The sequence below is a fragment of the Chryseobacterium sp. 1B4 genome, assembly GCF_036631475.1.
Taxonomy (GTDB): Bacteria; Bacteroidota; Bacteroidia; order Flavobacteriales; family Weeksellaceae; genus Chryseobacterium.
The window spans coordinates 471,260-493,738 of sequence record NZ_JAPNUF010000011.1; the positions used below are offsets into that span (position 1 = coordinate 471,260).

Here is a 22,479-nt window from a genome sequence, read left to right on the forward strand (position 1 = left end):
AGTATATGATTGATTTATATTTATTTCCAATATTTGAATGGTTTTGAGTCTGCTGAATGATGCAGTTCATTTCCGTAAAAAATTTAAAACATCAAAAAACCGGAAAAAGTTCCGGTTTTTTGATTAAGCTTTTCAAGCTGAACAGTAAAGTGTCTTAAGATTTCTGGTTCCCAGGTAATCCTGTATCCTTTTGCAATCTCTTCGCGTCTTTCATACACATTTCTGATTGCTGCAGCAATATAATCCATATGGTTATTGGTGTACGTTCTTCTTGGAATTGCCAGACGTACCAGTTCTAACTTCGGATAACGGTTTTCTCTTGTGGCAGGATCTCTGTCTGCCAATAGTGTTCCGATTTCTACCGTTCTGATCCCTGCTTCCTTATAAATTTCAAGTCCTAATGTCTGAGCCGGATATTCTTCGCGGGAAACATTCGGAAGGAAGTTTAAAGAATCAATAAATACCGCGTGTCCCCCGATTGGTTTCTGAACCGGGATTCCATATTCGATCAGTTTATTACCGAGATATTCAACCTGGGAGATTCTGCTTTCAAGGTAAGCAAACTCAGTAGCTTCGTCAAGACCTACGGCCAGTGCTGCCATATCTCTTCCGGCCATTCCTCCATAAGTAATAAAGCCTTCGTAAATAATGGTAAAGTTTGATGCCTTTCTGAAAACGTCTTCATTATTCAAAGCGATGAATCCGCCAATGTTTACCAGTCCGTCTTTTTTGGAACTCATGGTCATTCCGTCTCCGTAAGAGAAAATTTCCTTACAGATGTCTTTAATGCTTCTGTTTTCCTGTCCTGCTTCTCTTTTTTTGATGAAGTAAGCATTCTCTGCAAATCTTGCCGAATCAAAAAATACAGGAATTCCATATTGATCCGATAAAGCTTTTACTGCCTTCATGTTTTCCAAAGAAACTGGCTGGCCTCCCGATGAGTTACAGGTAATGGTAATCAAGCAGAAAGGAATGCTTTCTTTCGGGTGGCTTTTATAAACTTCTTCCAGTTTTTCAAGATTGATATTTCCTTTGAAAGGATGAAGGTTATTGATATCAAACGCTTCATCAATCGTACAGTCTATTGCGTGTGCCTTTCTGAATTCAATGTGGCCTTTTGTCGTATCAAAGTGTGAGTTTCCCGGAACGACATCACCTTCTTTTACCAGCACTGAGAAAAGTACGTTTTCAGCTGCTCTTCCCTGGTGGGTTGGTAATAAATATTTGAATCCTGTGATCCTTTCAACGGTTTTCTGTAATTGTTCGAATGAACGTGATCCTGCGTAGCTTTCATCTCCGGTCATTAAAGCTGCCCATTGTTTATCGGACATCGCTCCGGTTCCGGAATCGGTAAGCAGGTCAATATAAACCTGAGAAGATCTTAAATTGAAAAGGTTGTAATTAGCTTCTTTAAGCCACTGTTCTCTTTCTTCTCTGGTAGACTGGTAGATTTCCTCCACCATTTTGATGCGGAAAGGTTCCGCGTACGGTAAATTCATGAGTTAATATGTTTTAAATTGTTTGTAAAGAAAATGTTCTTGAAAATAATTTTTCAAATTTCATCAAAGTATATATAAGGCGGAAGAGATTTATTCGGAGCCTTAAATATATTTTCATCAGAATGGAATCCGGCTACACCACCGCTCACTGCGAACTTCATGGCAGAAGCAGCTGTCATTCCTACTACAGGTTTGATGTTTTTTCTTCAGTAACAATTACCCAGCCCGAGATGGCATACGAGTGGGGAAGATATACCGCAACGTAATTATGCTTGTCAACGTCTGACATTTCTTTTTGAGTTAAAAAACCGATTCTCCAGATTTCCGGATTTTCATTGGTCTTTACCCATACAGGATCGTTGAATTTTTCTTGTCACCTACAAATGAAGACATGACGTCTTTCGTAGGAGTGTAAATGTGTTTTATTCCCGGAGTCTTCTCCAGTAAGCTGTCCATGGTGTCGAAAAAGAATCTCCCAACCACGAATTTATTTCCTAAATATCCCAGAATAGCAGTAAACAGTATAATAGATACGAAAACAAGCCCCGGCACCTGCTTGGCAAGTGAAGGAATCAGATTGTCAATGGCGCTTACAATATACCAGATGACAAAAATGGTAAGCCCGATAGGACCAATAATTACTAATCCCTGAAAAAATTCTTCAGGAAAAGATTGGCAATATTTTCAAAGCTTGGCTTCTTCAATGGATACTCTTTACTGTTTGTATTTTAACCGTGAATGGTTTCTTTGTTTCCGTAGGATTTAATAATGCCGGCTTCATACTCCAGCCATTCTTCCCAGCGCTGGTTTACTTTCTCAGGATTACCGAGCTGTCTTGCAAATCCGATAAAAGTAGTATAGTGATTGGCTTCGGAAATCATTAATTCCCTGTAAAAAACTTTAAGCTCTTCATCTTTGATATTTTCCGTAAGAACTTTGAATCTTTCACAGCTTCTGGCTTCAATCATAGCGGCGAACAGCATTTTATCTACGATGAGGTTTTCTCTGCTTCCCTGAACGATAAATTTTGCCAGTTCATTCACATAATCATCTTTTCTGGCTCTTCCAAAAGTATAGCCTCTCTTTTTGATGATCTCGTGTACCTGATTGAAATGGTCCAACTCTTCCTGTGCAATGGCAAGAAGTTCTGTTACAATATCAGGGTATTCGGGAAGCATCGTGATCAGTCCAATAGCATTGGTAGCTGCTTTTTGCTCGCACCAGGCATGATCTGTTAAAATTTCTTCAATGTTTCCTTCTGCAATATTTGCCCACCTTGGGTCGGTAGGTAGTTTCAACTTAAACATGTTGTAAATTTTTGTAAATTTAAACAAATTGAGGTAAGAAATGTGACTTTATTTCAATTTGATCATTAAAGTCTTAAGAGGCAGTCTTCCTTCTTAGGAATTCCAAAATATTCCAGCCTAAGGCATCAACCTTTTTCAGCCCCGCAGAAATTATAAAAGCTAAAATGATATTAATGATATAGATAATGAGCATCAAAATCCACCAGGGCATATTTTCTTTTAATGGAATCACCATAAAGTAGACCAGCGAAGAGCTTATTCCCTGTGCAAAATAGAAGAATATGGCATTCCTGCCGATATAAGTGATGAAATTTTCTTTTGTGATCTTTAACCGGTTATAGAGAACAAATAATGTCACCAGAGAGAATAATGCCCAGATAATATACGGGATTTTTGGAGGGAATTTATTTTTGTTGATTTTATAGAAAATATCTTCTCCATAGTACCAGAACATCCATACAAGAGCAGCTCCAACGAGTGCATATAAGACAGGAATTACTGTGGCAGGAATCCTTTTTCCTCGCATTTTGTTCCCGATTAAAAATACGGCAAGATAAAAAGCAACATATCCCACCTGTCCTGTTGGATAATATTCCGGGAAAATGTTGAATAATAAGGTTAAAGCAATGCAAAGTCCGATAAACCAGTTGATATGTTTCGGGAAAAACCTTAAGATCAGAACTCCGAAAACGGTTAAAATAAAATACACTTTAAGGTACCAGAAACTTCCCATGACAACCGGAAAGGTATCAGCATTGGTATACTGATGAAGATACCAGTTTCCAAGGTTTTCCCAGTGAGGAACCGCTGAAATGCTGGTAGTGGAATATTTGGAACCGAATGTGGAATAAAAGTTCTGGAGCCATTCCATAGAAAAGAAACTCAGCCCGAAAACTTTAAACAAATAATCTAAAAAGAATAGGAAAGTCACAAATATCATATATGTGATCTGCAGTTTCAACAGTCGGTACAGTGTTTTTTCAATATTGGCACCTGAAGTAATGCCGCTCAGTGCATAAAAAAGAGCGACGTCAAAAACAAGGGAAAAACTCTTACTTCTGCAGGAATATAAAACTGTCCAGACCAGAAAGCTGTATGGATAAATATGATGGAAAGTGTTGCCAGTCCTTTGGCGAAATCAATATATAGATCTCTGTTCATTTTAGATGGGTTGGAAGTTCTTTTGTTGTGGCTCAAAAATACAAACAAATTGACTGTTTAAAACATAAAAGATTTTTTAAAACAAAAAAGGGGCGGAACATACTGCCCGCCTCCTTTCTTAAATATGCTAAAAATGAATGTTCTTGTTTATTGAAGATGTTTAAATTCTTCTGCAGAAATTTCTCCTGACTGAATTTTTCTCAGCTCATCTATATATTGACTCATATAAGCATCGATTTCAGGATTTACTGTGTTTTTAGCCATCTTATACGTACCGTTCAAAACTCCCTGATAGTAATAGAAGAAGTTATAATCGAAATTGGAAGCATTAAGATCGTATTGGCCTAAAAGGAATCCTAAACGAACTGCTGATCTTCTCTGTGCCGGTGTTCCGTGATGGTTGACACTGGTCGTCTGATAGTCGCCAATGCTCTGGGCAAACTCATAAGCTGCTGCAATTTCCGGGAAGCTGGTTTTATTGTAACCATTAGGTCTTCTCAGATAATATCCTGCAAAGCCATCTGCTTCAAGCTCATTCGGTCTGTATGTTGACTCTGATACAGAAGGAAGATTGAAGATGTACTGCAGCTGATGTCCATATTCATGGGCAAGGATCATTGCGTTTACAATATCGCCACCTTTTGATTTTGCATCATAATAGATAGCGTATCCGTAATAGATCTTTCCTGTAGAATAGGAAATAGCATTGTACGTGGAGTTGAAATTGGAAGGGTCATTTACAAATCGCAGTGTAGGAGCGGTTCTTCCCCACATGCCTGCAATTTTAGTCATCTGACCATTCATAAAATTGGTGTCTGTGGAGTTTTGAAGTCCTGTCAGTAAAACAGAACTGGAGCTCCAGTTGTTATCAACGTAAGAGCATCCTTTTTCAGTATTTCCCGGTTGATCAATTTTTGCACTAAGTGCTTCTTGCTGAGATTGAACATTGCTGTCCATTTGGTCATCACTACATGCCGTCAATGAAGTGACAGCAATGGCACCTGCTAATAAGCAGAGATTAAAGTTTCTTTTCATATATAAATTCAATTTGGTGAAACGAAGGTAATAAATTATCTCTTAATTGTGAGTACTTTATTGTAAAAAATTATTCAAAACATAGTGAATAGGATTTTAATTAAAAAAACATTGCTTTGATTGTAAGCTATTTAGAAATTTATATGTATATTTGCACCTCGAAATAACTAAAAATTTATAAACAATGTTTGCAATTGTAGAAATAGCAGGGCTTCAATACAAAGTTGAGCAAGACCAGAAGTTGTTTGTAAACCGTTTAAAAGGAGATAAAGGAGGAAAGGTTTCTTTCGATAAAGTTCTTCTTACTGTAAACGGTGCAATCACTGTAGGCGCCCCAGCTGTAAACGGAATCACTGTTGAAGCAGAGATCCTTGACCACGTAAAAGCTGATAAAGTAATCGTTTTCAAAAAGAAAGAAGAAAAGGTTACAAAGTGAAAAACGGTCACAGACAATCTTTAACCCAAATCGTAATCACTGGTATTACAGGATTTGAAGGTGGAGCTAAAAAGCTGCTGCTAAAAAAGAAACTGTGAAAGGTGAAGTTCTTTCTGACAACGCAACTGTTAACTTTGGTGAAGATCACGAGTTGAACTATCATTTAAAGAAAAACAACTTGTCTCAGTCTAAAGAGAACAGAGAAACTTTAATTACTTTAGGTAAAGCAGTTAAAGTTGAATTAGAAAAGAATGTTCTTACTCATGAAGAAGTAGATGCTGCTATCATTAAGAACATTGATCAATTTAAAGCACTTAATAAATAATCCAGTAATAAAATGGCACACAAGAAAGGAGTCGGTAGTTCCAAGAACGGTAGAGAGTCTCACTCTAAAAGATTAGGTGTGAAGATTTTCGGAGGACAAGAAGCTATTGCCGGAAATATTATTGTTAGACAAAGAGGTACTCAGCACCACCCAGGTGATAACGTGGGAATCGGTAAAGATCACACTTTGTTTGCATTAGTAGATGGTAAAGTAGTTTTCAGAAAGAAAGCAAACAACAGATCTTTCGTATCTGTAGAGCCAAACGCATAATTTTGTAAGCGTTTTATAAAAATTAAAACCTCAGTTTTTACTGAGGTTTTTTTTGTTTACGGATTGCTATAGTATTCATTTACCCGTGAAATATTTTTATATTTGTTCACTGCCAAATTTGCCAGACAGTTGAGCTGGCCGAAAAGCATCAAGAGTAGGCAACATTAAAAACAATAGCTATGAAAAATGTAAAGAAATTAACCAGAAAAAATTTAAAAGAAATTACCGGCGGAGTAGCTGCCAATTGCCCTTCCATGTTTCAGTCATGCGAAGAATGGTGCAGCTGGACTCCATGGCAGAAATCACACTGTATTTTGTCTGAGCCATGTACAGAGTGTTTTGAATAATATCAATAGATTTACCTTTTGAGATTTTAGTAGAGCTGAGCCATGGGTGGTTCAGTTTTTTATTTAGTTAAAAATACTTAAATAATATCCTGTGTAAGTGAAATGTTTATATATTTATCCGACTTCAAATGAAAAGAACTAAGCGGAAGCCGAAAAGCATCAAGAGTAGGCAATAAATAAAACTAAGCAATCATGAAAAATTTAAGAAAATTAACGAAAAAAGTCTGAGAAGTATTAACGGAGGTGAGGTATGGTGTCCGGCAAAGCCTATTACATCATGTAGTGTATGGTGCGGACTTACAAATGAGCAGAAAATGCGATGCCTGCTCGATGTAGAAGGTTGTGAGTGCTTTTAATAACCTCTGCATTATATAATATAAGGCAAATAAAGTTTCGGCGGCTTCAAAGAAGCCGCCGAAACTGTTTTATATTATTTAGAATCCTACCTGGAATCCTGCTTTAACACCGAATTTTGAGATATCCGGTTTGTCAAGATAATTTCCTCTCCAGTTAAAATCCACTCTGAAAATTCTGAGATTTCCGATTCCTATATTTTCAATCCCGAATCCGTATTCATAATAAATATGTTCGCTAGGTGCAGAATATTTAAACCCTTCCACATTGATAGCCTTGGATGCATCACTTAAAGTTCCGTATGCACCTCTGATAAATGCGACTTCTCTAAGCTTCAGTTTTTTAATCAAAGGAATGTAAGAAAGGATCTTACCGTTAAAATGGTGTTCTAATTGAAGGGTGGTATAAGCATCTGTAACAAACTCATAATAATTAAGCTGTGAGAATGTATTGGGTACCAAACCATAGGAAAGATTGGCAGGGATAATATTCTGTAATGCCAAAGGAACAGTGCTGAAATTCTTTCCTGCTTCAAAATTGACAACCAGTTTTCCCATGCTTCCAATCAAAAATGGTTTATAAAGCATAAACTGAAGCTTGTCATAATTAAAATCAGCATTGAATAAACCTTCAATACCTCTGGTATATCTTAAAACAATAGTTGGTGCCAGGTTTCTGGCCTGGTAACGATCAATCCGGTTTGGGAAAACTTAGCGCCGGGCTTTGCGATTAAACTGATGGTAACATGTGAATCGTTAACAGTCTTTCTTAGCTGGCCGTCTTTATAATACATCAGATTGAATTTTTCAGGAATTGCAGATTTAATACTCTGCATCACTCCATCTATTCTTATCTGAAAGTTTTTCCAGGGTTCAATAGCTGCAAAAACACTTGTTTTATTAACAGAGCTTAAAGAAATATTTTCTCCTCTTGCAAAAAAGGTACTGGTAGATGAAGATTGTGGCGTAACACCATCACCGGATGTGAGCTGTCCTCCGAGCTGAACAATATCCCTGCTGGTTCCTGCCCCAATCATAAAACGGTTCAGCTTATTGAACATATACCTTGCTTCAACGCCATATTTAAACTGCTGGTCTTTGAATCCATAGGCTGTATAAAACTGGGCTCTCCACGTATCATTCAATCCGAAATAGGTTCTTGCTCCCAATCGTATTCTGTCTCCTTCTACTTCATTTCTTCCGTAAATTGAAAATATGGGACCAATATCTATTCCTTTGAAGGCATTATAATAACGCGAACCCAGGGTTTCAAACAGTTTTACCATCCGGTTGAATTTCGGAGTCTGCTGAAGCTGGTCAAGCATGTTGTAAACGCCCTGCTCTGCCTTGGATAAAGTGTCAGGTCGGACTTTGGTCCAATAGGCTTCATCTTTATTGGTAAATTGGTCTTCATACTCTTCTTCAGTACGTTTGAAAACCTTTGGATCTAGAGGTTGATTAAACTGATAATCGGAATAATCTACAGATCTTTTGGCGATGATGCTTTTGGCTCCTTTCTTTTTGAAAAAGGACTCATTTCAAATTCAGTAACCAGTTTTTTAGGAAGAAAAGTAGCATCATCAGGATTGTCATATTCTACCTGAGTATAGACACTGTTGACAAAGTTGACATTGATTTTCTGTGTTGACTTCAATGTTGCTCCTAATACAGCATAAGTATCTGTATCAATATAAAGATTTCCCTGGAATGCAAGGATATCTTTCCTTTTGGGTTGGTATCTTATCTGGAATGCTTTTCCCCACGGATCGTAATGGTATCCATAAGGCTGTAATCGTAGGTACTGAAACCATCTGTTCCTACAGGGCTCTGGAATCCAATGTCAAAATAATTCAGGGTATTATCGTAAATATTAATATCACGATACAGGTTTTTAGCTGAAACGGTAATTACCTGATTGTCCTGGAAACCCGAAGTCTTTTGAGCAACCAAAGTTCTTTTGCTATCCTTATCCGGCTTGTTTTTACCATAATTTTCATAAACGGCTTCGTTCAGGAAGATAGGAAGACCAAGTCTTCCACTCGCAGTAGAATCCGCATAACTGAAAATGAAATCCAGTTTATTGAAAATCTTTTTCTTCATGAACGCACTGTCCAGATTATTCAGGTCAAACTGTGTTTTTTCATATTCTTTGTAGGAATAGGTATCGAATTTTTCTAATCCGTTATTTCTTTTTTGCGCCCAGACTTTCTGCATAATGGCATAAGCCGGGTTTTCTTTTTTATTCTTGTATTTTGGTTTGCCGCTTTGGAGGACAATCTCCTGGATATCACTTACTTTGGCCTGTGAAAGCTGTACGAAAATATTTTCAGCATTTTCGGGAGTAATATCAAGGGTTTCCGTAACATAGTTTTTTCTGGAAAATCTTAACTGATGAATAATGCTGTCTGACTGAACGGTGAAACTGCCTGAAGTTGTCGTCAGGGAAGGGGTAGTATTATTGTTGATGAAAATATCAACTTTATTCAGTTCTTTATTGTTCTTTTCGTCAACCACCTTGCCGCTGGCCTTGTTTTGAGCGCATACGGAACCGGAGATAATCAGGAAAAAAATAAAAGATAGTGTTTTTGGAGTTATTGTTTAACATCATTGGTTTCTTCAGGCAATTAGCATAAACAAAAAGCATGCAGTTTATTTAAAAAAAGGTAAAAAAATAAAATATTTTTATTCTACCCTATAAAACGACAAAAGTAACGAAAATAATATAAGTACTATTGAAAAAATAATAGGAAATTTAACGCTTAAAGGATAATAATCAGAGGATTAATAAATAGATAATGCAACTGTCTTTATAAGTCGGTTCCGATACTTTTAAGGAATTAGAAAAATAAAAAAGACCTACATTGCTGTAAGTCTTTCTGCTCCTCCTGCTGGGCTCGAACCAGCGACCCTCTGATTAACAGTCAGATGCTCTAACCAACTGAGCTAAGGAGGAATGTCCTTTGTTTTAAGTGGTGCAAATATAATATGAATATTGGTACCAAGCAAGTTTTATCCTTTATTCTTAAAGATTTTTAACTAAATGTATTGAATTTCAATAAGAAATATTTTATCTTTTTTCAGTAAGTCCCGGCAGATAGAGGAAATAAGCTATGCTGGTTGTGCTAATATATCCTATTTTAATCCGGCCCTGACATAAATGATTAAGTAACGTTATTTCAGGGCCGGATATTAAAACAATATGTTATTTCTTTAAATCTTTAAGGATTTCCTGAACAGCTCTTTCCAATTGAGGATCATTGTCCTGAAGACGGTCCATAAAAGTGTTTTTTACATAAATATCAGGTTTTACACCGGTTTTTTCAAGGTTTTGTCCGTCCAGAGTATAAGTTCCCCATGCAGGCAGCCTGTAAGAAGAGCCGTCTACCAGACCTTTTGCTGATGTAAAAATAATCCAGCGATAAGTATCCTGGCCGATAATTTTACCCAGCTTAAGCGCCTTGAATCCGGCTGCTGTCATCTCAGCATCGCTTAATGAGGCTTCATTAATCAGGAGAACAATAGGTTTTCCTGAAGGGGCAAAATTAGGCTGTGTTGTTATTTTTCCTTCACGGTATTTCCATTGCAGATAAGGCCTTTGAGAAAGAAAATTCAGTACTTTATCATGAACATTTCCGCCCGTATTATAACGTAAATCAAGAATAACAGCGTCTTTTCTGTTTTCCTGTTCTACCATATCCAGAAGGAAACGGTCCAGCTCATCAGTAGACATATTTTTCATGCATGAATAAGCAATGCGGTTATTGCTGAGCTTGTCTACACGCTGATGGTTATTGTAGATCCAATCATCGTAAAGCAATGATTTTAATTCAATATTTGAAATAGGATGTACTTTGGCTGTTATATTTTTACCACCACGGCTGAATGTAAGAACGATCTCCTCCTGCTTTTTAGGAGTGGTAAAATAAGTTTCGCGGTTTTCATCAGGATCAACCTTTCTTCCGTTCACTGCAATCAGCTGGTCTCCTGGTTTAATATCAACACCGGTGCGGAAGGCGGGAGATTTCCTTAGGATACTTTCTACTACATAAGGCTGGTCTTTTTTGAAGATAATCCCCGTTTCGTTGGTAAAATAGTTCAGGAACATTGCTTCTTCTTTTTCCGGATGAAGAAAATCCTGTATGGGAAGAATTAAGTTCACCTAAAAGATCATTGAGTAAAATTCGCAGATCATTTCTGTTGTGTACGTACGGAAGATATTTTGCATACTGTTCTTTTTTTGCTTTCCAGTCAATTCCATGAAATTTTTCATCATAGAAGTTTTCCTCAACACCCGTCCATGCTTCAGCATACATCTGGGTAAATTCGGATGCTAAATCCTTATCAAAACTATATTGGATGTTTATTTTTTCAGGTTTTAAAGCTGATACAGTTGTTTTATAAATATTTCCTTCAATCAGGGCAAATAGATTTTTATCATTTTTAGTCAGATAATAAGCCGCTTTATCAAAAACTTTTTCAGATTTGGCGGGTTCAAAATCAGTAAATACCTTTTTGAAAAGCTGTCTTTTTCCGTTATCCTGGTTAGAGTTAAATAAAAGGATCTCCTTTTTATCGTCTGCAAAAACCGCAGGGTCGTCCTGATATCCATAACGGTCGGTAACCAGTTCAATTCTGTCCAGTGTATCTTCAGGATTGACTTTCAATTCTTTTATTACCGGCTCTTTTTCTTTCTCTTCCTTTTTCTCCTTGTTCTTGTCTTCCTCTTTTTTACTCTTTTTGCCTTTGGTATCTTTGGCTGTATCAGTTTTTGTTTCCTTTTCTTCTTCAGTGAAAAGGCTGTCGAATTTTTCAGATTTAAAAGGTTCGTCAAACCAATCCAAAGCCATCCTGTAAATATTAGACTTCTGCATTCCTAAAGGATAGGACGGATTGGTTCTGTCACTGGCGAAATAAATGTACCTGCCATTAGGCGACCAAACAGGATCTTCTTCTGAAACACCGGTATTGGTAAGGTTGAGAGTCTGCTCTTTTTTGATGTTATAGATGAAGATGTCAAGCTCAAAATTTCGTTTCGCTGAAAACAAGACATATTCATTATTGGGAGAAAAAGAGGGTTTTGAGTTTTGGAATGCCCAGATCTCATCTTTTACAATGGTTGTTGAGTTAAAGCTTTTCAAGTCCAGTAATCTTACTTCATCACGGCCGCTTAAGTAAACCGCCTTTGAAAGATCGTTGTTAAGCGTAATGCTTCGGTTGTTTCTTAAATCCTGAGTGAGCTGTTTGGGCCGGCCTTTTCCATCTGCAGAAACAGTGAACCAGTTCTGATATCCGTTATAAGTCTGATTATAAAGCAAAGTGCGGTTATCTTTCAGCCATTTTACTTCCATAGCACGTTCTTTTCCATCGGTAACCTGCTGTGCAAATTTTCCTTCGACATCAGAAACAAATAAAATACCCCGGCTTATAAATGCCATTTTCTTACCATCCGGGGATACATCATAATAGGAAATATTATTTTCCACATTGAAGTTTTGTTCTTTCTCCAGTGTTTTATTGGTATTCAGATTAACGTTAAGAAGCCTTGTGTTTTTTGAAGTTACATCGTAAGTATAAAGCTGATAGTCTTTTTCAAAAATAACTTTAGAGCCGTCTGCGGATACAAAAGGTTTTTTAATAGAAGTGTCAAATTGGGTCAAAGCCGTTTTTTTACCATTCTCAATTTTATAAAGATTGTATTCTCCGTTATTTTCATCAGAAATAAAATAAATAATACCGTTTTTATCTACACTTGGATTAAAATCCTTTCCTTCATAGTTGGTGTACTGCTTAAACGTATTATTTTTTGGATTGTATCCTAAAATATCGGGATTGTTTTCTCCTTTATAGCGCTTACGCTGTACCTGATATGCGCTTTCAGATGAACTTGTGAAAAGATATTCTCCTGCCGGAGTTTCTGCCAGGCCATTCGTATTGTTAAAATAATTGCTGAAAAGCTTTTGTGGAGTTTTTCCTTCAATTGTGGTTTTAAAACTTCCGAAATTATTATTTCTGCTTGAAGTAAAGTAAATTGTTTTGCTATCCCAGGACCAGCTTTCCATTTCGTCTTTTCCGGTATGGAACGTCAGCTGCTTGATCGTTCCTCCTTCTGAAGGCATTATATAAAGGTCATAATTTCCGTACTGATTGGAACTGAATGCAAGCCATTTTCCATCCGGAGAAAGGCGGGGGTTAATTTCTTCGCCGTCCAGAGCGGTAATCCTTGAGGCACTTCCACCGTTGGAATCGACTTTCCAGATGTCGCCGTCGTAAGAAAAATAAGCCGTCCTGCCATCAGGGCTCAACGAAGGACTTGATAAGAAATAGGATTTTTCCTGTGCCGAAATCCCGATCATAGAAAATGCTGTGAGTAACGAAATAATAGTTTTCTTCATGGTATAACTTGATATGATGCAATAGTATAATATTGATTTTTTATGCTTTTGGTTGTAAAGTATTGATGGGACGCAGATTTTTCAAACCCATATACTTCTTAAAAGAATAGTCGGATTATTAAAGGAATCGTTACATGTAAAATACCTGAGAAGGAGAATAATATTCAGTAAAACAGATAAATAATTCATAAGGGTTGAGATAAATTACAAATATCTGTCTTTTTTAAATTAAAGTAAGGATATAAAAACAAAAAAAGACTTACATTTCTGTAAGTCTTTCTGCTCCTCCTGCTGGGCTCGAACCAGCGACCCTCTGATTAACAGTCAGATGCTCTAACCAACTGAGCTAAGGAGGAATGTCCTTTGTTTTAAGTGGTGCAAATATAGGACGAATATTTATACCCTACAAATATTTTTTAGAAAAATTTTAAAAAAATTATAATTTCCCTGTAAATACCTTGAAAATGTCGCTTCCAAAGATTAGTAACATCAATCCTAACAGGAAGATAACCCCAATCATCTGTGCGTTTTCCAAAACTTTCTGAGGAACCGGTTTGCCTACAATAATTTCATATAACGTAAATAAAACGTGTCCGCCATCAAGCCCCGGGATAGGAATCAGGTTCAGAAATGCCAGCCATACGGAGAACATTGCAGTAAAGCTCCAGAAAGCTACCCAGTTGATTTTAAAGCTTCCGTCAGCGTCTTTATCTACAGGCATATTCTTTACAATCGCAATAGGGCCTCCGACATTCTTATACCCCTGAACTTTAGAGTTAAACATAATCTTGAACTGCTTAACCTGAGTAGTTAATGCCTCAATAGTTCTCGTAAATCCTCTTGGAATAGCCTCTCCGAAAGAATATTTTTTATTGGTTACGATAGATTTTGCAATACTTTTTGTATCAATGGCGATACCTAATTTTCCGTTTTTGTCAACAGAAACTGCCGGTAATGTTTGTAAAGCTCCGTTTCTTTCAACGTCAACAGAAACTGTTTTTCCTTTATTTTCATTCAGAAGAGTGCTTACTTCATCAAAGAATACGGCCTTTTTACCATTGATTCCTACGATTTTATCTCCTTTTGCTAATCCTGAAGCCTGAGAAGAAGGAGTCGCCAATGAATCAATAACCATAGAAACTCTTGGTGTGATGTACAGTTTTGCCTCTCTTTGTTTAAGAACATCAGCTACACCATCAGCATTTACCGGGAATGTAACTTCCTGGCCATTTCTCAGTACAGTAACATGATCTCCCAAAAGAATGTTGATTGATGTGTTTTCAAGTCTTTCTGCCGGCTTTCCATCTACGCTGATGATTTTGTCACCATTCTGGAAGCCCATTTTCTTTCCTGCGGCAGTAGCTTCAATACCGTTACTGAATTTTGTAATATCTGTGTACGTTTCGCCGTTGAAGAATGAAAGACAGCTGTAGATTAACCATGCAAGGAAAAAGTTAACGGTAACTCCACCCAACATAATAATAAGCCTCTGCCATGCTGGTTTTGATCTGAATTCCCATGGCTCTGCCGGTTTTTTCATTTGGGCAGTATCCATGCTTTCATCCACCATCCCCGCAATTTTTACATATCCTCCGAAAGGAAGCCATCCGATACCGTATTTGGTTTGTTCTGGATGTTTTCTCCAGTCATTGTCCGGAAGTTTAGATATATCGACAGGAACTTCTTCCTTCTTTCCGTTGACCTCTATTACTTCAGAATCCGGCAGGTTCTTTGATAAAAACTTATACTGCCATTTTCCGTTGATTTTCTTCATGGAGAATATGGAGAAGTAAGGATCAAAAAACAGGAAAAACTTCTCTGCTCTGGTCTTGAACCATATTGCCGGTAAAAAATGCCCAAGCTCATGAAGAAGCACAAGTATAGAGATGCTCAGAATGAACTGAAAAAGTTTGATTGCTATTTCCATTAATAAATTTTAGATTTTAATTTGCAAAGGTAACAATTATCAAAACTATGCCAAATAAAAAAGCTTCCCGAAACGGGAAGCTTTGTCATATTTAAAGACGATTTGTTTATAAATTGAAAGAAACCCCAAGGCTGCCGTTATTACCTACCTCGGCAAACACTCCTATTTTATCCGTGAAGAAGTATCGGGCTCCGATGTGAGCACCTACTCCGAAATCTTTTCCAACAACTCCAAGGTCTACTCCCGGGTAAATATCCCATTTTGAAGGCAGATTCAAGGCTTCCTGCAAATGAAAGTTCAGTCTTCCGAAAACAAAAACGCGATTATCCTTATCGTTGTTTTTATAATTGTCGAAGTAGCCATTGATCCCGGCTCCTACTGAAATAAGTTGATTGAGTCCGTAGTCATAAGTTCCCGTTATTCCGGTTCCATATCCCCAGGCGCTCAGCCCCAGCTGTATTTTCTGATCCCCTTTACCTGTCCATGCCTGGGCATTAGCCATTGCACCAAAAAGAAGATCATTACCATAAAAAACAATTTCTTCATAAATTTTAAATTTTTAAGGATTTTAATAAAAAATATCTCTATCAAAAATGAAACCGAAAGAATGTGAGTATTCTAAAAAAGGCTGACTTTAATAAATTATTAAGAAATATAGCCCTGTTTTCAGGGAAGAACCTCTTCTTTCAGCAGTTTAATCTTCTTTGTAATAATAAAAGCTGTATTTTTATACGTCAGATTCGGAATAACTTAAAAAGAATAAAAGATGAAAGTTGCAGGGCTTAATTTAGATATCATCTGGAAAAATAAAACTGAAAATTTTAAACTCATAGAAAACGGGCTTCAGCATATTGAAGCTGATCTGTTTCTTCTACCTGAAATGTTTTCGACGGGCTTTTGCATGGATGCTTCTGAAGTGTCAGACAGAAATGAGGAATCATTTGAATTTCTGAAAAAGATCTCGAAAGAAAAAAATGCTGCATTCTGTGGAAGTGCTCCTGTAGAACAGAACGGGAAGTTTTATAACAGAATGTATTTTGTAAGACCTGACGGTGAAATGTGTTTTTACGATAAAAGACATTTGTTTTCCTTTTCGGGAGAAGATAAAGTGTATACACCGGGAAAAGAAAGGGTAATTGTTGAATATCAGGGGATCCGGTTTTTACTTCAGGTGTGCTATGATCTGCGTTTTCCTGTTTTTGCAAGAAATAATGATGATTATGATGCTGTTTTGTATGTTGCCAACTGGCCTGAGAAAAGGGTAGGAGCATGGGAACATCTGTTGAAAGCAAGAGCCATTGAAAATTTGTCTTTTGTATTTGGCTTAAACAGAATCGGAACAGATGGAAATAATCTGTTTTATCAGGAAAGCTCCCACTGCTTCTTTGCTGACGGAAAAGAAATTTCCGAAAAGCAAGGTAATCTTGTGTTCGCAGAATTAAATATGGACGAATTGAAAGATTTCAGAACACATTTCCAGTTTCTGAATGACCGGGATTCTTTTTCTATTGAATTTTAAGATTTTCCCACAGATTTCGCAGGTGTTAATAACATTCACAGCTGTGGAGATTCGGGTGATCTGTGGGAATTAAAAAAACAAAAACTGTGAAAAATCACAGTTTAAGCATATTCTTGTAAAAGTTTTGTGAGTGTATTCACATCATGAACACCACTTTCCTTCCATAATAATTCTCCTTTTTTGAAAATAGCCAGTGTAGGTACTCCACGTACACCATATTGAGCGGCTAAGGCAGGATATTGATCAACATCCACCTTTATGATTCTGGCACCCTCACCGATATTTTCTTTTACTGTATTGAGTACCGAAGACTGCACTTTACAAGGCTGGCACCATGTGGCGAAAAAATCGATAAGTACGGGTCTTTCAGAATCAATGATTTCCTGGAATTTTTGTGACATAGTTTAGTTTTTATGATCTTAAGAAGTTTTAGACTGGCATACAAAATCCGAAGTAGGGAATTTTTCCGTTTTTTGATCCCGTTGAAACCTCCTTCTATTTCAGTAAAATTCCTGATTCCGTGAGAGTTAAGAATGCTTGCTGCAATCATACTTCTGTATCCGCCTGCACAGTGAAGGAAGAAATGTTCAGAGTCGTCAATAGTGCGCGCCCAGTCACTGATGGTATCCAATGGCTTATTGTATGCGTTATCAATGTGTTCAGCTGAGTATTCAGTCAGTTTTCTTACATCAATTACCGTAGCATCTTCAGTAAACTGTTCTGCAAATTCAGACGGGGAAATTCTTCTGATCTCATCTGTTTCCTTCCCTGCATTTTTCCAGCTTTCAAATCCTCCTTTCAGATAACCTACCACATTATCAAATCCTACTCTGCTTAGTCTGGTAATAACTTCTTCTTCAGTTCCTTCATCTGTTACCAGTAATAGAGGGTGTTTTACGTCAACAATAAGAGTTCCTACCCATGGAGCGAAGTCTCCTTTCAGTCCTATATTGATAGAATTGGGAACGAAGCCTTTATGAAAGTCTGCAGCTCCTCTTGTATCTAAAATTAATGCTCCTGTCTCTTCTGCTACGGCTTCAAAATCTTCCGGTGCAACAGGGTGCAGTCCTTTCTTCATGACAACATCAAGGCTTTCATAACCTCCTTTGTTTAATGCGACATTCATTCCGAAATATTTCGGGGGTGCTGTTAAGCCATCAAGAACTTCTCTGATGAAAGAAGCTTTGTCCGGTTGATTAAGAGCGTAGTTGGTCTTCTTTTGGTTTCCTAAGATATCTACCGTTTCCTTCTGCATATTCTTTCCACAGGCAGAACCGGCCCCGTGAGCCGGATAAACCGTAATACTGTCATCCAGTGGCATGATTTTGTTCTGAAGGCTGTCATACAGAATACCCGCAAGATCTTCCTGGGTAAGGTTGGTTGCCTTTTGCGCCAGATCAGGTCTTCCGACATCACCTAAAAACAGCGTGTCACCTGTAAAGATTGCCGTTTCAACACCATTTTCATCTATTAAAAGGTAAGTGCTGCTTTCCATGGTGTGACCCGGAGTGTGCAAAACCTTTATTTTTACTTTCCCAATTTCAAAAACCTGATTATCTTCTGCAATAATGGCTTCAAATTCAGGAGCTGCTGTAGGTCCGTATACAATCGGAGCGCCGGTTTTCTTACTTAAATCAAGATGTCCCGATACAAAATCTGCATGAAAGTGGGTTTCAAAAATATATTTTAAAGTGACATTGTCTTTTTCCAGACGATCCAGGTAAGGTTTTACTTCTCTTAAAGGATCAATAATGGCAGCTTCATTCTCTGATACAATATAATAGGCACCCTGAGCCAGACAGCCCGTATATATTTGTTCAATTTTCATTGGGTCTTTTTTTAATGAGTTAAAGATACGAAGTATTAGATAAATTCTAAATGAAATGTTAAATTCCATTGATAGTTTCTTTCAATACTTGTTAAAATGCACATGCTTTTCAGCAAAAAGAATGCCTTACGACCTGCCAATTTGCAAATGCTGTTTTTTATCATGTTGCTTAGTTTTACAGGTTTGGAATTCAGTTAATATAAAACTTGTTTAAACTTTTATTTTCCTGGGAAACAAAACAATAAAGCCAAATTCCATTACGTGGATTTTCTTTGCTATTAATTGCTGATTTTCTGGAAACTCTTTCTTTAAAGAAGTTTAAACATCTTTGTACGCAAATATCTCAATAATCAATAATAACAGAAAAAAAATATTGTAAAAATTGATAATACTCACTGTCATTTTAAATACATGACATGTAGCCCAAAAACTACATATTAAAATTTCCCGACTGATAAATTTTCAGCAGAATCCATAAAACTCTTTGTGGTGCTGATTTCGGGCTGGCTGCTATCTCTATTTGTTCCGGTCGTTCTTCCAAAAGGTATTAAATGATGGCCCCACAGACCAATACTTCGCCGTTCACTTATATTTCAGGAAACACATGGGAATGAAAATCCGGAGCCCAATACCTCTCCGTCTGAACCGGGATTGCTTTACTATCCGACAATAACAAATCCTACAGACCGGCCGTCATCCCCCCTGTATCCGTTTGAATTGCAGATCCCTACCTGAAACTGGTTGCGCGTTGTAGCATCCACAACGGAATTGTCACTCAGATATAGCCCTGGGGACAAGCTATTTACTGTTGCTGTATTATACACTGTCATTCCGGCAGCGTGGGCATAAAGCGGTGACGGTAAGGCTGGAGAAGTAAGGGGCTCCCCTTTGGAGTAGAAATCCTTTGATGCTGGATCTGAGTTCCGGCAACGCGTCAGTGTCGGGTGTAGCGGGTCTATTCCTGTATTCCCGGTGGATTTAACTCATAACGTCTGCATTATTAAAGGTTAAAAAGCTTCATACTGTATCTGGTTTAAAATTTGCTTATGCAGTATAAAATTTATTCTTTCGTGGAATAAAGATAAGTTCATTGGAAAATATCTTTAAATATTCTGCAAAAATTTTATATTTATAAGTTAAAAAGCGATCAGATGGCAGACAAAACACAATTTATTGAAGAACTCAACGCAAGATACACTCCGAAAGGAGAACACATTATATTAGGAAAAGGAATGCTTGACGGACAAGTGGTTCCTGAAGTGAATGTAACAATCCCTTTGAAAACAATTAACCGCCATGGTCTTATTGCCGGAGCAACAGGAACCGGTAAGACAAAGACGTTACAGGTATTTGCAGAACAGCTTTCCCATGCAGGAATTCCCTCATTGGTCCTTGATATTAAAGGTGACTTCTCCGGAATTGCAGAAGCGGGACAAATGAATCCAGTTATTGAAGAAAGGTATGCTAAAACCCAGTTGCCTTACAATCCGCAGGGATTTCCGGTAGAGCTGATGAGTATTTCAGGAGGGAAAGGCGTAAAGTTGAGAGCTACCGTTACAGAATTCGGTCCTGTTTTATTGAGCAAAATCCTTGAGCTTAATGATACTCAGCAAAGCATTATGTCTATTGTCTTTAAATACTGTGATGATAAAGGGCTTCCTTTGATTGATCTTAATGACTTGAAGAAAGTATTGCAGTATGTAACGGATAATGCACAGGGAAAAGCAGAGCTTGCTGCCAATTACGGATCTATCGCACCGGCTTCTCTCGGAGCGATTTTAAGGTCAATTGTCGCCCTGGAACAGCAGGGAGCGGCAGGGTTCTTCGGAGAACTAAGCTTCGATGTTCAGGATTTGCTGGAAACAAGAGACGGAAAAGGAGTTGTCAATATTTTAAGAGTATCAGATATTCAGAATAAGCCGCAGCTTTTTTCAACATTTATGCTTTCGCTTTTTGCGGAGATTTATATGACTTTCCCGGAAGAAGGAGACAGTGGAAAACCAAAGCTGGTGTTATTCATTGATGAAGCGCACCTGATTTTTGATGAAGCTTCAAAAGCTCTTCTTTCACAAATTGAAACGATGGTAAAGCTGATCCGTTCCAAAGGAGTAGGGATCTACTTTATTACTCAGATTCCCGGAGATGTACCTGAAAATGTGCTTTCTCAGTTAGGACTGAAAATACAGCATGCGCTGAGAGGCTTTACAGCAAAAGATAAAAAAGAAATCACCAAAGCTGTTGAGAACTACCCTACAACGCAATATTATGATGCTTCCAGCCTTATCCAGAATTTAGGAATTGGAGAGGCATTTGTAACGGCTTTGGATGAAAAAGGAATACCTACACCATTGGTTCATACCTACCTGATCTCTCCGGAGTCAAGAATGGATGTCCTGAGCGAAGCCGAAATCTCTGAACTTACAGCTCGGTCAGCTCTTGTTGCCAAGTATGAGCAGGCTGTTGACAGAGAATCTGCTTACGAAATGCTTACGAACAGAATGGAGCAGGCCGCGCAAAATCCATTACCAACACAAAAAACAAAACCGGTAAAAGAAGAGCCGGGAATGTTTGAGCAGGTATTACAGAGTAAAGCAGGCCGTACCTTTACCAATACATTAATGAGAGAAGGAGCAAAAGCTATCCTCGGAATGTTTGGTTTAGGAGGCAGGAGAAGATAATTTTGAAGGATAACCTGCCTTGCTTTGATATATTTTTTGTTATTTTAGCAGGTTATCTTTATAACATTAATACTAAAACCAGGTTTATTGGGGAATAATACATCGGGTTTAAATACGAACGACAAACAGCAGTTAACACACATTCAATGTATTCGATTATAGATATAGAAAGTAATGGTGCAGGTTATAGAAATGAATGCATTATAGATATCGCCATTTACAGATATGATGGTCAGAAAATTACCGACCAGTTTATATCGCTGGTAAATCCTGAAGGTGATATCACTCCTTTTGTGCAGAAACTGACCAGCATTACCCCGAAAATGGTCAAAACGGCTCCGAAATTTCATGAAATTGCCAAAAGAGTCATCGAAATAACTCAAAATACGACATTGGTAGGGCATAATATTGATTTTGATTACAGAATGCTTCGCCAATCATTTAAGAGGCTTGGTTATGATTTTAAAATCAACACTTTAGATACAATTCCGTTAGCAAAAAAACTGATACCGGATGAGGTAAGCTATTCATTGGGAAAGCTGGTAAAATCGCTGGGAATTCCTTTGACCAACCATCATAGGGCAGAAGGTGATGCAAGAGCCACCTTGGAACTCTTTAAATTACTGATTTCCAAGGATACTGAAAATGAAATTATTCAGAAGCAGCATGAAGAGTCTAATGCCAAAACCTACATCAATAAAATCAAGGAGCTTACTCAGGATCTTCCGAATGATAAAGGCTTTGTATACTTTCAGGATGAGGCAGGACGTATCATGTTCTCGGATTATGTTCAGGATATCAACAAATTTTCAAAAAGGTTTTCAACTCCAAATCAAAAAAATGGGAGCAGATTCAGAAAGATGTTGAGCAGATCAATTTTGAGCTTACCGGAACAGATATTATTGCAAAACTGATTCTGAATTCAAAGAATATCAGAAAGAAAGAAATATTACCATTCGGGCTTTATTTCAGAAACAATAAATATATTGTTGAAAAAATAAGCTCAATAAAACTGAAAAACCGGTTTTAAAATTCAGATCGTTTACCCAGGGAACAAAGGCCGTTCAGTTTATTGGCTCTCAGGAAGAGTTTAATGATTTTTCCGTATTGAGACAGAAAATTGAATTCAGAAAAAGGAATGAGCTTTGGCTGGGACCGGGAAGAAAGCTTGGTGAAAAATTATTTTTAATTATAGAAAACGGAAAAGTAGTTTCTTTCGGCTTTTATGAGCTGTTTACGCAGATTCAGACTTTGAGTAAGCTAGCGAAGCTGAAAATCGATCTCCAGTTATCCTCCACAGATCTGAATAATGAATTACAGCTGGCTTTACTTCGCGGCGATTTTGAAACCTTACCGCTGCCAAAATAATATAAAAATTAACACTTTACCGTTTTATTCAGAA

Annotated in this window: 13 protein-coding genes, 2 tRNA genes and 7 pseudogenes; 7 read left to right on the plus strand and 15 right to left on the minus strand. The window is 37.5% G+C overall.

Features of this window, described 5'->3' with window-relative positions; all coding sequences use genetic code 11:
• Positions 1-83: 83 nt before the first annotated feature.
• The 5 genes and pseudogenes from tnaA to OWR28_RS24475 form a co-directional block, all read right to left on the minus strand.
• Positions 84-1,499: a tryptophanase TnaA gene (gene tnaA, locus OWR28_RS24455; RefSeq protein WP_332388879.1), complete on the minus strand. Its 1,416-nt coding sequence runs from the start codon at positions 1,497-1,499 to the stop codon at positions 84-86.
• Positions 1,500-1,552: 53 nt separating this feature from the next.
• Positions 1,553-2,138 (minus strand): annotated as a pseudogene (locus tag OWR28_RS24460) (DUF502 domain-containing protein).
• An 89-nt stretch (positions 2,139-2,227) separates the two neighbouring features.
• Entirely contained in the window at positions 2,228-2,806 is a 579-nt protein-coding gene (locus OWR28_RS24465; protein WP_332388880.1) for a tRNA-(ms[2]io[6]A)-hydroxylase, read from the minus strand.
• 73 nt (positions 2,807-2,879) lie between these two features.
• Positions 2,880-3,967 (minus strand): annotated as a pseudogene (locus OWR28_RS24470) (acyltransferase family protein).
• Between the two features lie 147 nt (positions 3,968-4,114).
• On the minus strand, positions 4,115-5,002 hold the full coding sequence (locus OWR28_RS24475) for a metalloprotease (RefSeq protein WP_332388881.1): 888 nt from the start codon (positions 5,000-5,002) through the stop codon (positions 4,115-4,117).
• A gap of 184 nt (positions 5,003-5,186) precedes the next feature.
• Between OWR28_RS24475 and rplU the strand changes: the two are divergent.
• The 4 genes and pseudogenes from rplU to OWR28_RS24495 all read left to right on the plus strand — a co-directional run bounded on the left by rplU (position 5,187) and on the right by OWR28_RS24495 (position 6,380).
• Positions 5,187-5,536: pseudogene (gene rplU, locus OWR28_RS24480) on the plus strand (50S ribosomal protein L21).
• Complete coding sequence (locus OWR28_RS24485; RefSeq protein ID WP_332388882.1) at positions 5,533-5,763, plus strand: hypothetical protein; 231 nt, start codon at positions 5,533-5,535, stop codon at positions 5,761-5,763. Before rplU ends, OWR28_RS24485 begins: the two are co-directional and overlap by 4 nt.
• A 12-nt stretch (positions 5,764-5,775) precedes the next feature.
• Positions 5,776-6,033 (plus strand): 50S ribosomal protein L27, encoded by a 258-nt coding sequence (gene rpmA, locus OWR28_RS24490; RefSeq protein WP_002984034.1) that lies wholly within the window; start codon positions 5,776-5,778, stop codon positions 6,031-6,033.
• A 179-nt stretch (positions 6,034-6,212) separates the two neighbouring features.
• Positions 6,213-6,380, plus strand: coding sequence for a bacteriocin-like protein (locus OWR28_RS24495; protein ID WP_332388883.1), 168 nt, complete (start codon positions 6,213-6,215; stop codon positions 6,378-6,380).
• 434 nt (positions 6,381-6,814) lie between these two features.
• On the opposite strand, the gene OWR28_RS24500 is transcribed toward OWR28_RS24495, so the two are convergent.
• The 8 genes and pseudogenes from OWR28_RS24500 to OWR28_RS24540 form a co-directional block, all read right to left on the minus strand.
• A complete protein-coding gene (locus tag OWR28_RS24500) occupies positions 6,815-7,429 on the minus strand; it encodes a DUF5686 family C-terminal domain-containing protein (RefSeq protein WP_332389005.1) in 615 nt (204 codons plus the stop codon).
• Complete coding sequence (locus tag OWR28_RS24505; RefSeq protein WP_494168525.1) at positions 7,384-8,058, minus strand: DUF5686 family C-terminal domain-containing protein; 675 nt, start codon at positions 8,056-8,058, stop codon at positions 7,384-7,386. The genes OWR28_RS24500 and OWR28_RS24505 overlap by 46 nt, the downstream gene beginning before the upstream one ends.
• Before the next feature lie 155 nt (positions 8,059-8,213).
• Positions 8,214-8,947, minus strand: a pseudogene (locus OWR28_RS27385) (DUF5686 family protein).
• A gap of 665 nt (positions 8,948-9,612) precedes the next feature.
• Positions 9,613-9,686, minus strand: a tRNA-Asn gene (locus OWR28_RS24520).
• A gap of 249 nt (positions 9,687-9,935) precedes the next feature.
• Positions 9,936-13,125 (minus strand): annotated as a pseudogene (locus tag OWR28_RS24525) (S41 family peptidase).
• A 282-nt stretch (positions 13,126-13,407) separates the two neighbouring features.
• Positions 13,408-13,481: transfer RNA gene (locus OWR28_RS24530), tRNA-Asn, on the minus strand.
• An 80-nt stretch (positions 13,482-13,561) separates the two neighbouring features.
• Positions 13,562-15,052: an RIP metalloprotease RseP gene (gene rseP, locus OWR28_RS24535; RefSeq protein ID WP_332388886.1), complete on the minus strand. Its 1,491-nt coding sequence runs from the start codon at positions 15,050-15,052 to the stop codon at positions 13,562-13,564.
• A 106-nt stretch (positions 15,053-15,158) separates the two neighbouring features.
• Positions 15,159-15,554, minus strand: coding sequence for a DUF6646 family protein (locus OWR28_RS24540; RefSeq protein ID WP_332388887.1), 396 nt, complete (start codon positions 15,552-15,554; stop codon positions 15,159-15,161).
• A 264-nt stretch (positions 15,555-15,818) separates the two neighbouring features.
• Here OWR28_RS24540 and OWR28_RS24545 point away from each other — a divergent pair, with 264 nt between their 5' ends.
• A complete protein-coding gene (locus tag OWR28_RS24545; protein WP_332388888.1) occupies positions 15,819-16,571 on the plus strand; it encodes a nitrilase-related carbon-nitrogen hydrolase in 753 nt (250 codons plus the stop codon).
• 101 nt (positions 16,572-16,672) lie between these two features.
• Here OWR28_RS24545 and OWR28_RS24550 read toward each other — a convergent pair whose 3' ends face one another.
• Positions 16,673-16,972 (minus strand): thioredoxin family protein, encoded by a 300-nt coding sequence (locus OWR28_RS24550; RefSeq protein WP_002984022.1) that lies wholly within the window; start codon positions 16,970-16,972, stop codon positions 16,673-16,675.
• A gap of 18 nt (positions 16,973-16,990) precedes the next feature.
• Positions 16,991-18,399 (minus strand): annotated as a pseudogene (locus tag OWR28_RS24555) (MBL fold metallo-hydrolase).
• Between the two features lie 1,151 nt (positions 18,400-19,550).
• Between OWR28_RS24555 and OWR28_RS24560 the strand changes: the two are divergent.
• Entirely contained in the window at positions 19,551-21,077 is a 1,527-nt protein-coding gene (locus OWR28_RS24560; RefSeq protein ID WP_332388889.1) for a helicase HerA-like domain-containing protein, read from the plus strand.
• Between the two features lie 146 nt (positions 21,078-21,223).
• A pseudogene (locus OWR28_RS27390) lies at positions 21,224-22,445 on the plus strand (3'-5' exonuclease).
• The last annotated feature ends 34 nt before the right edge of the window (positions 22,446-22,479 follow it).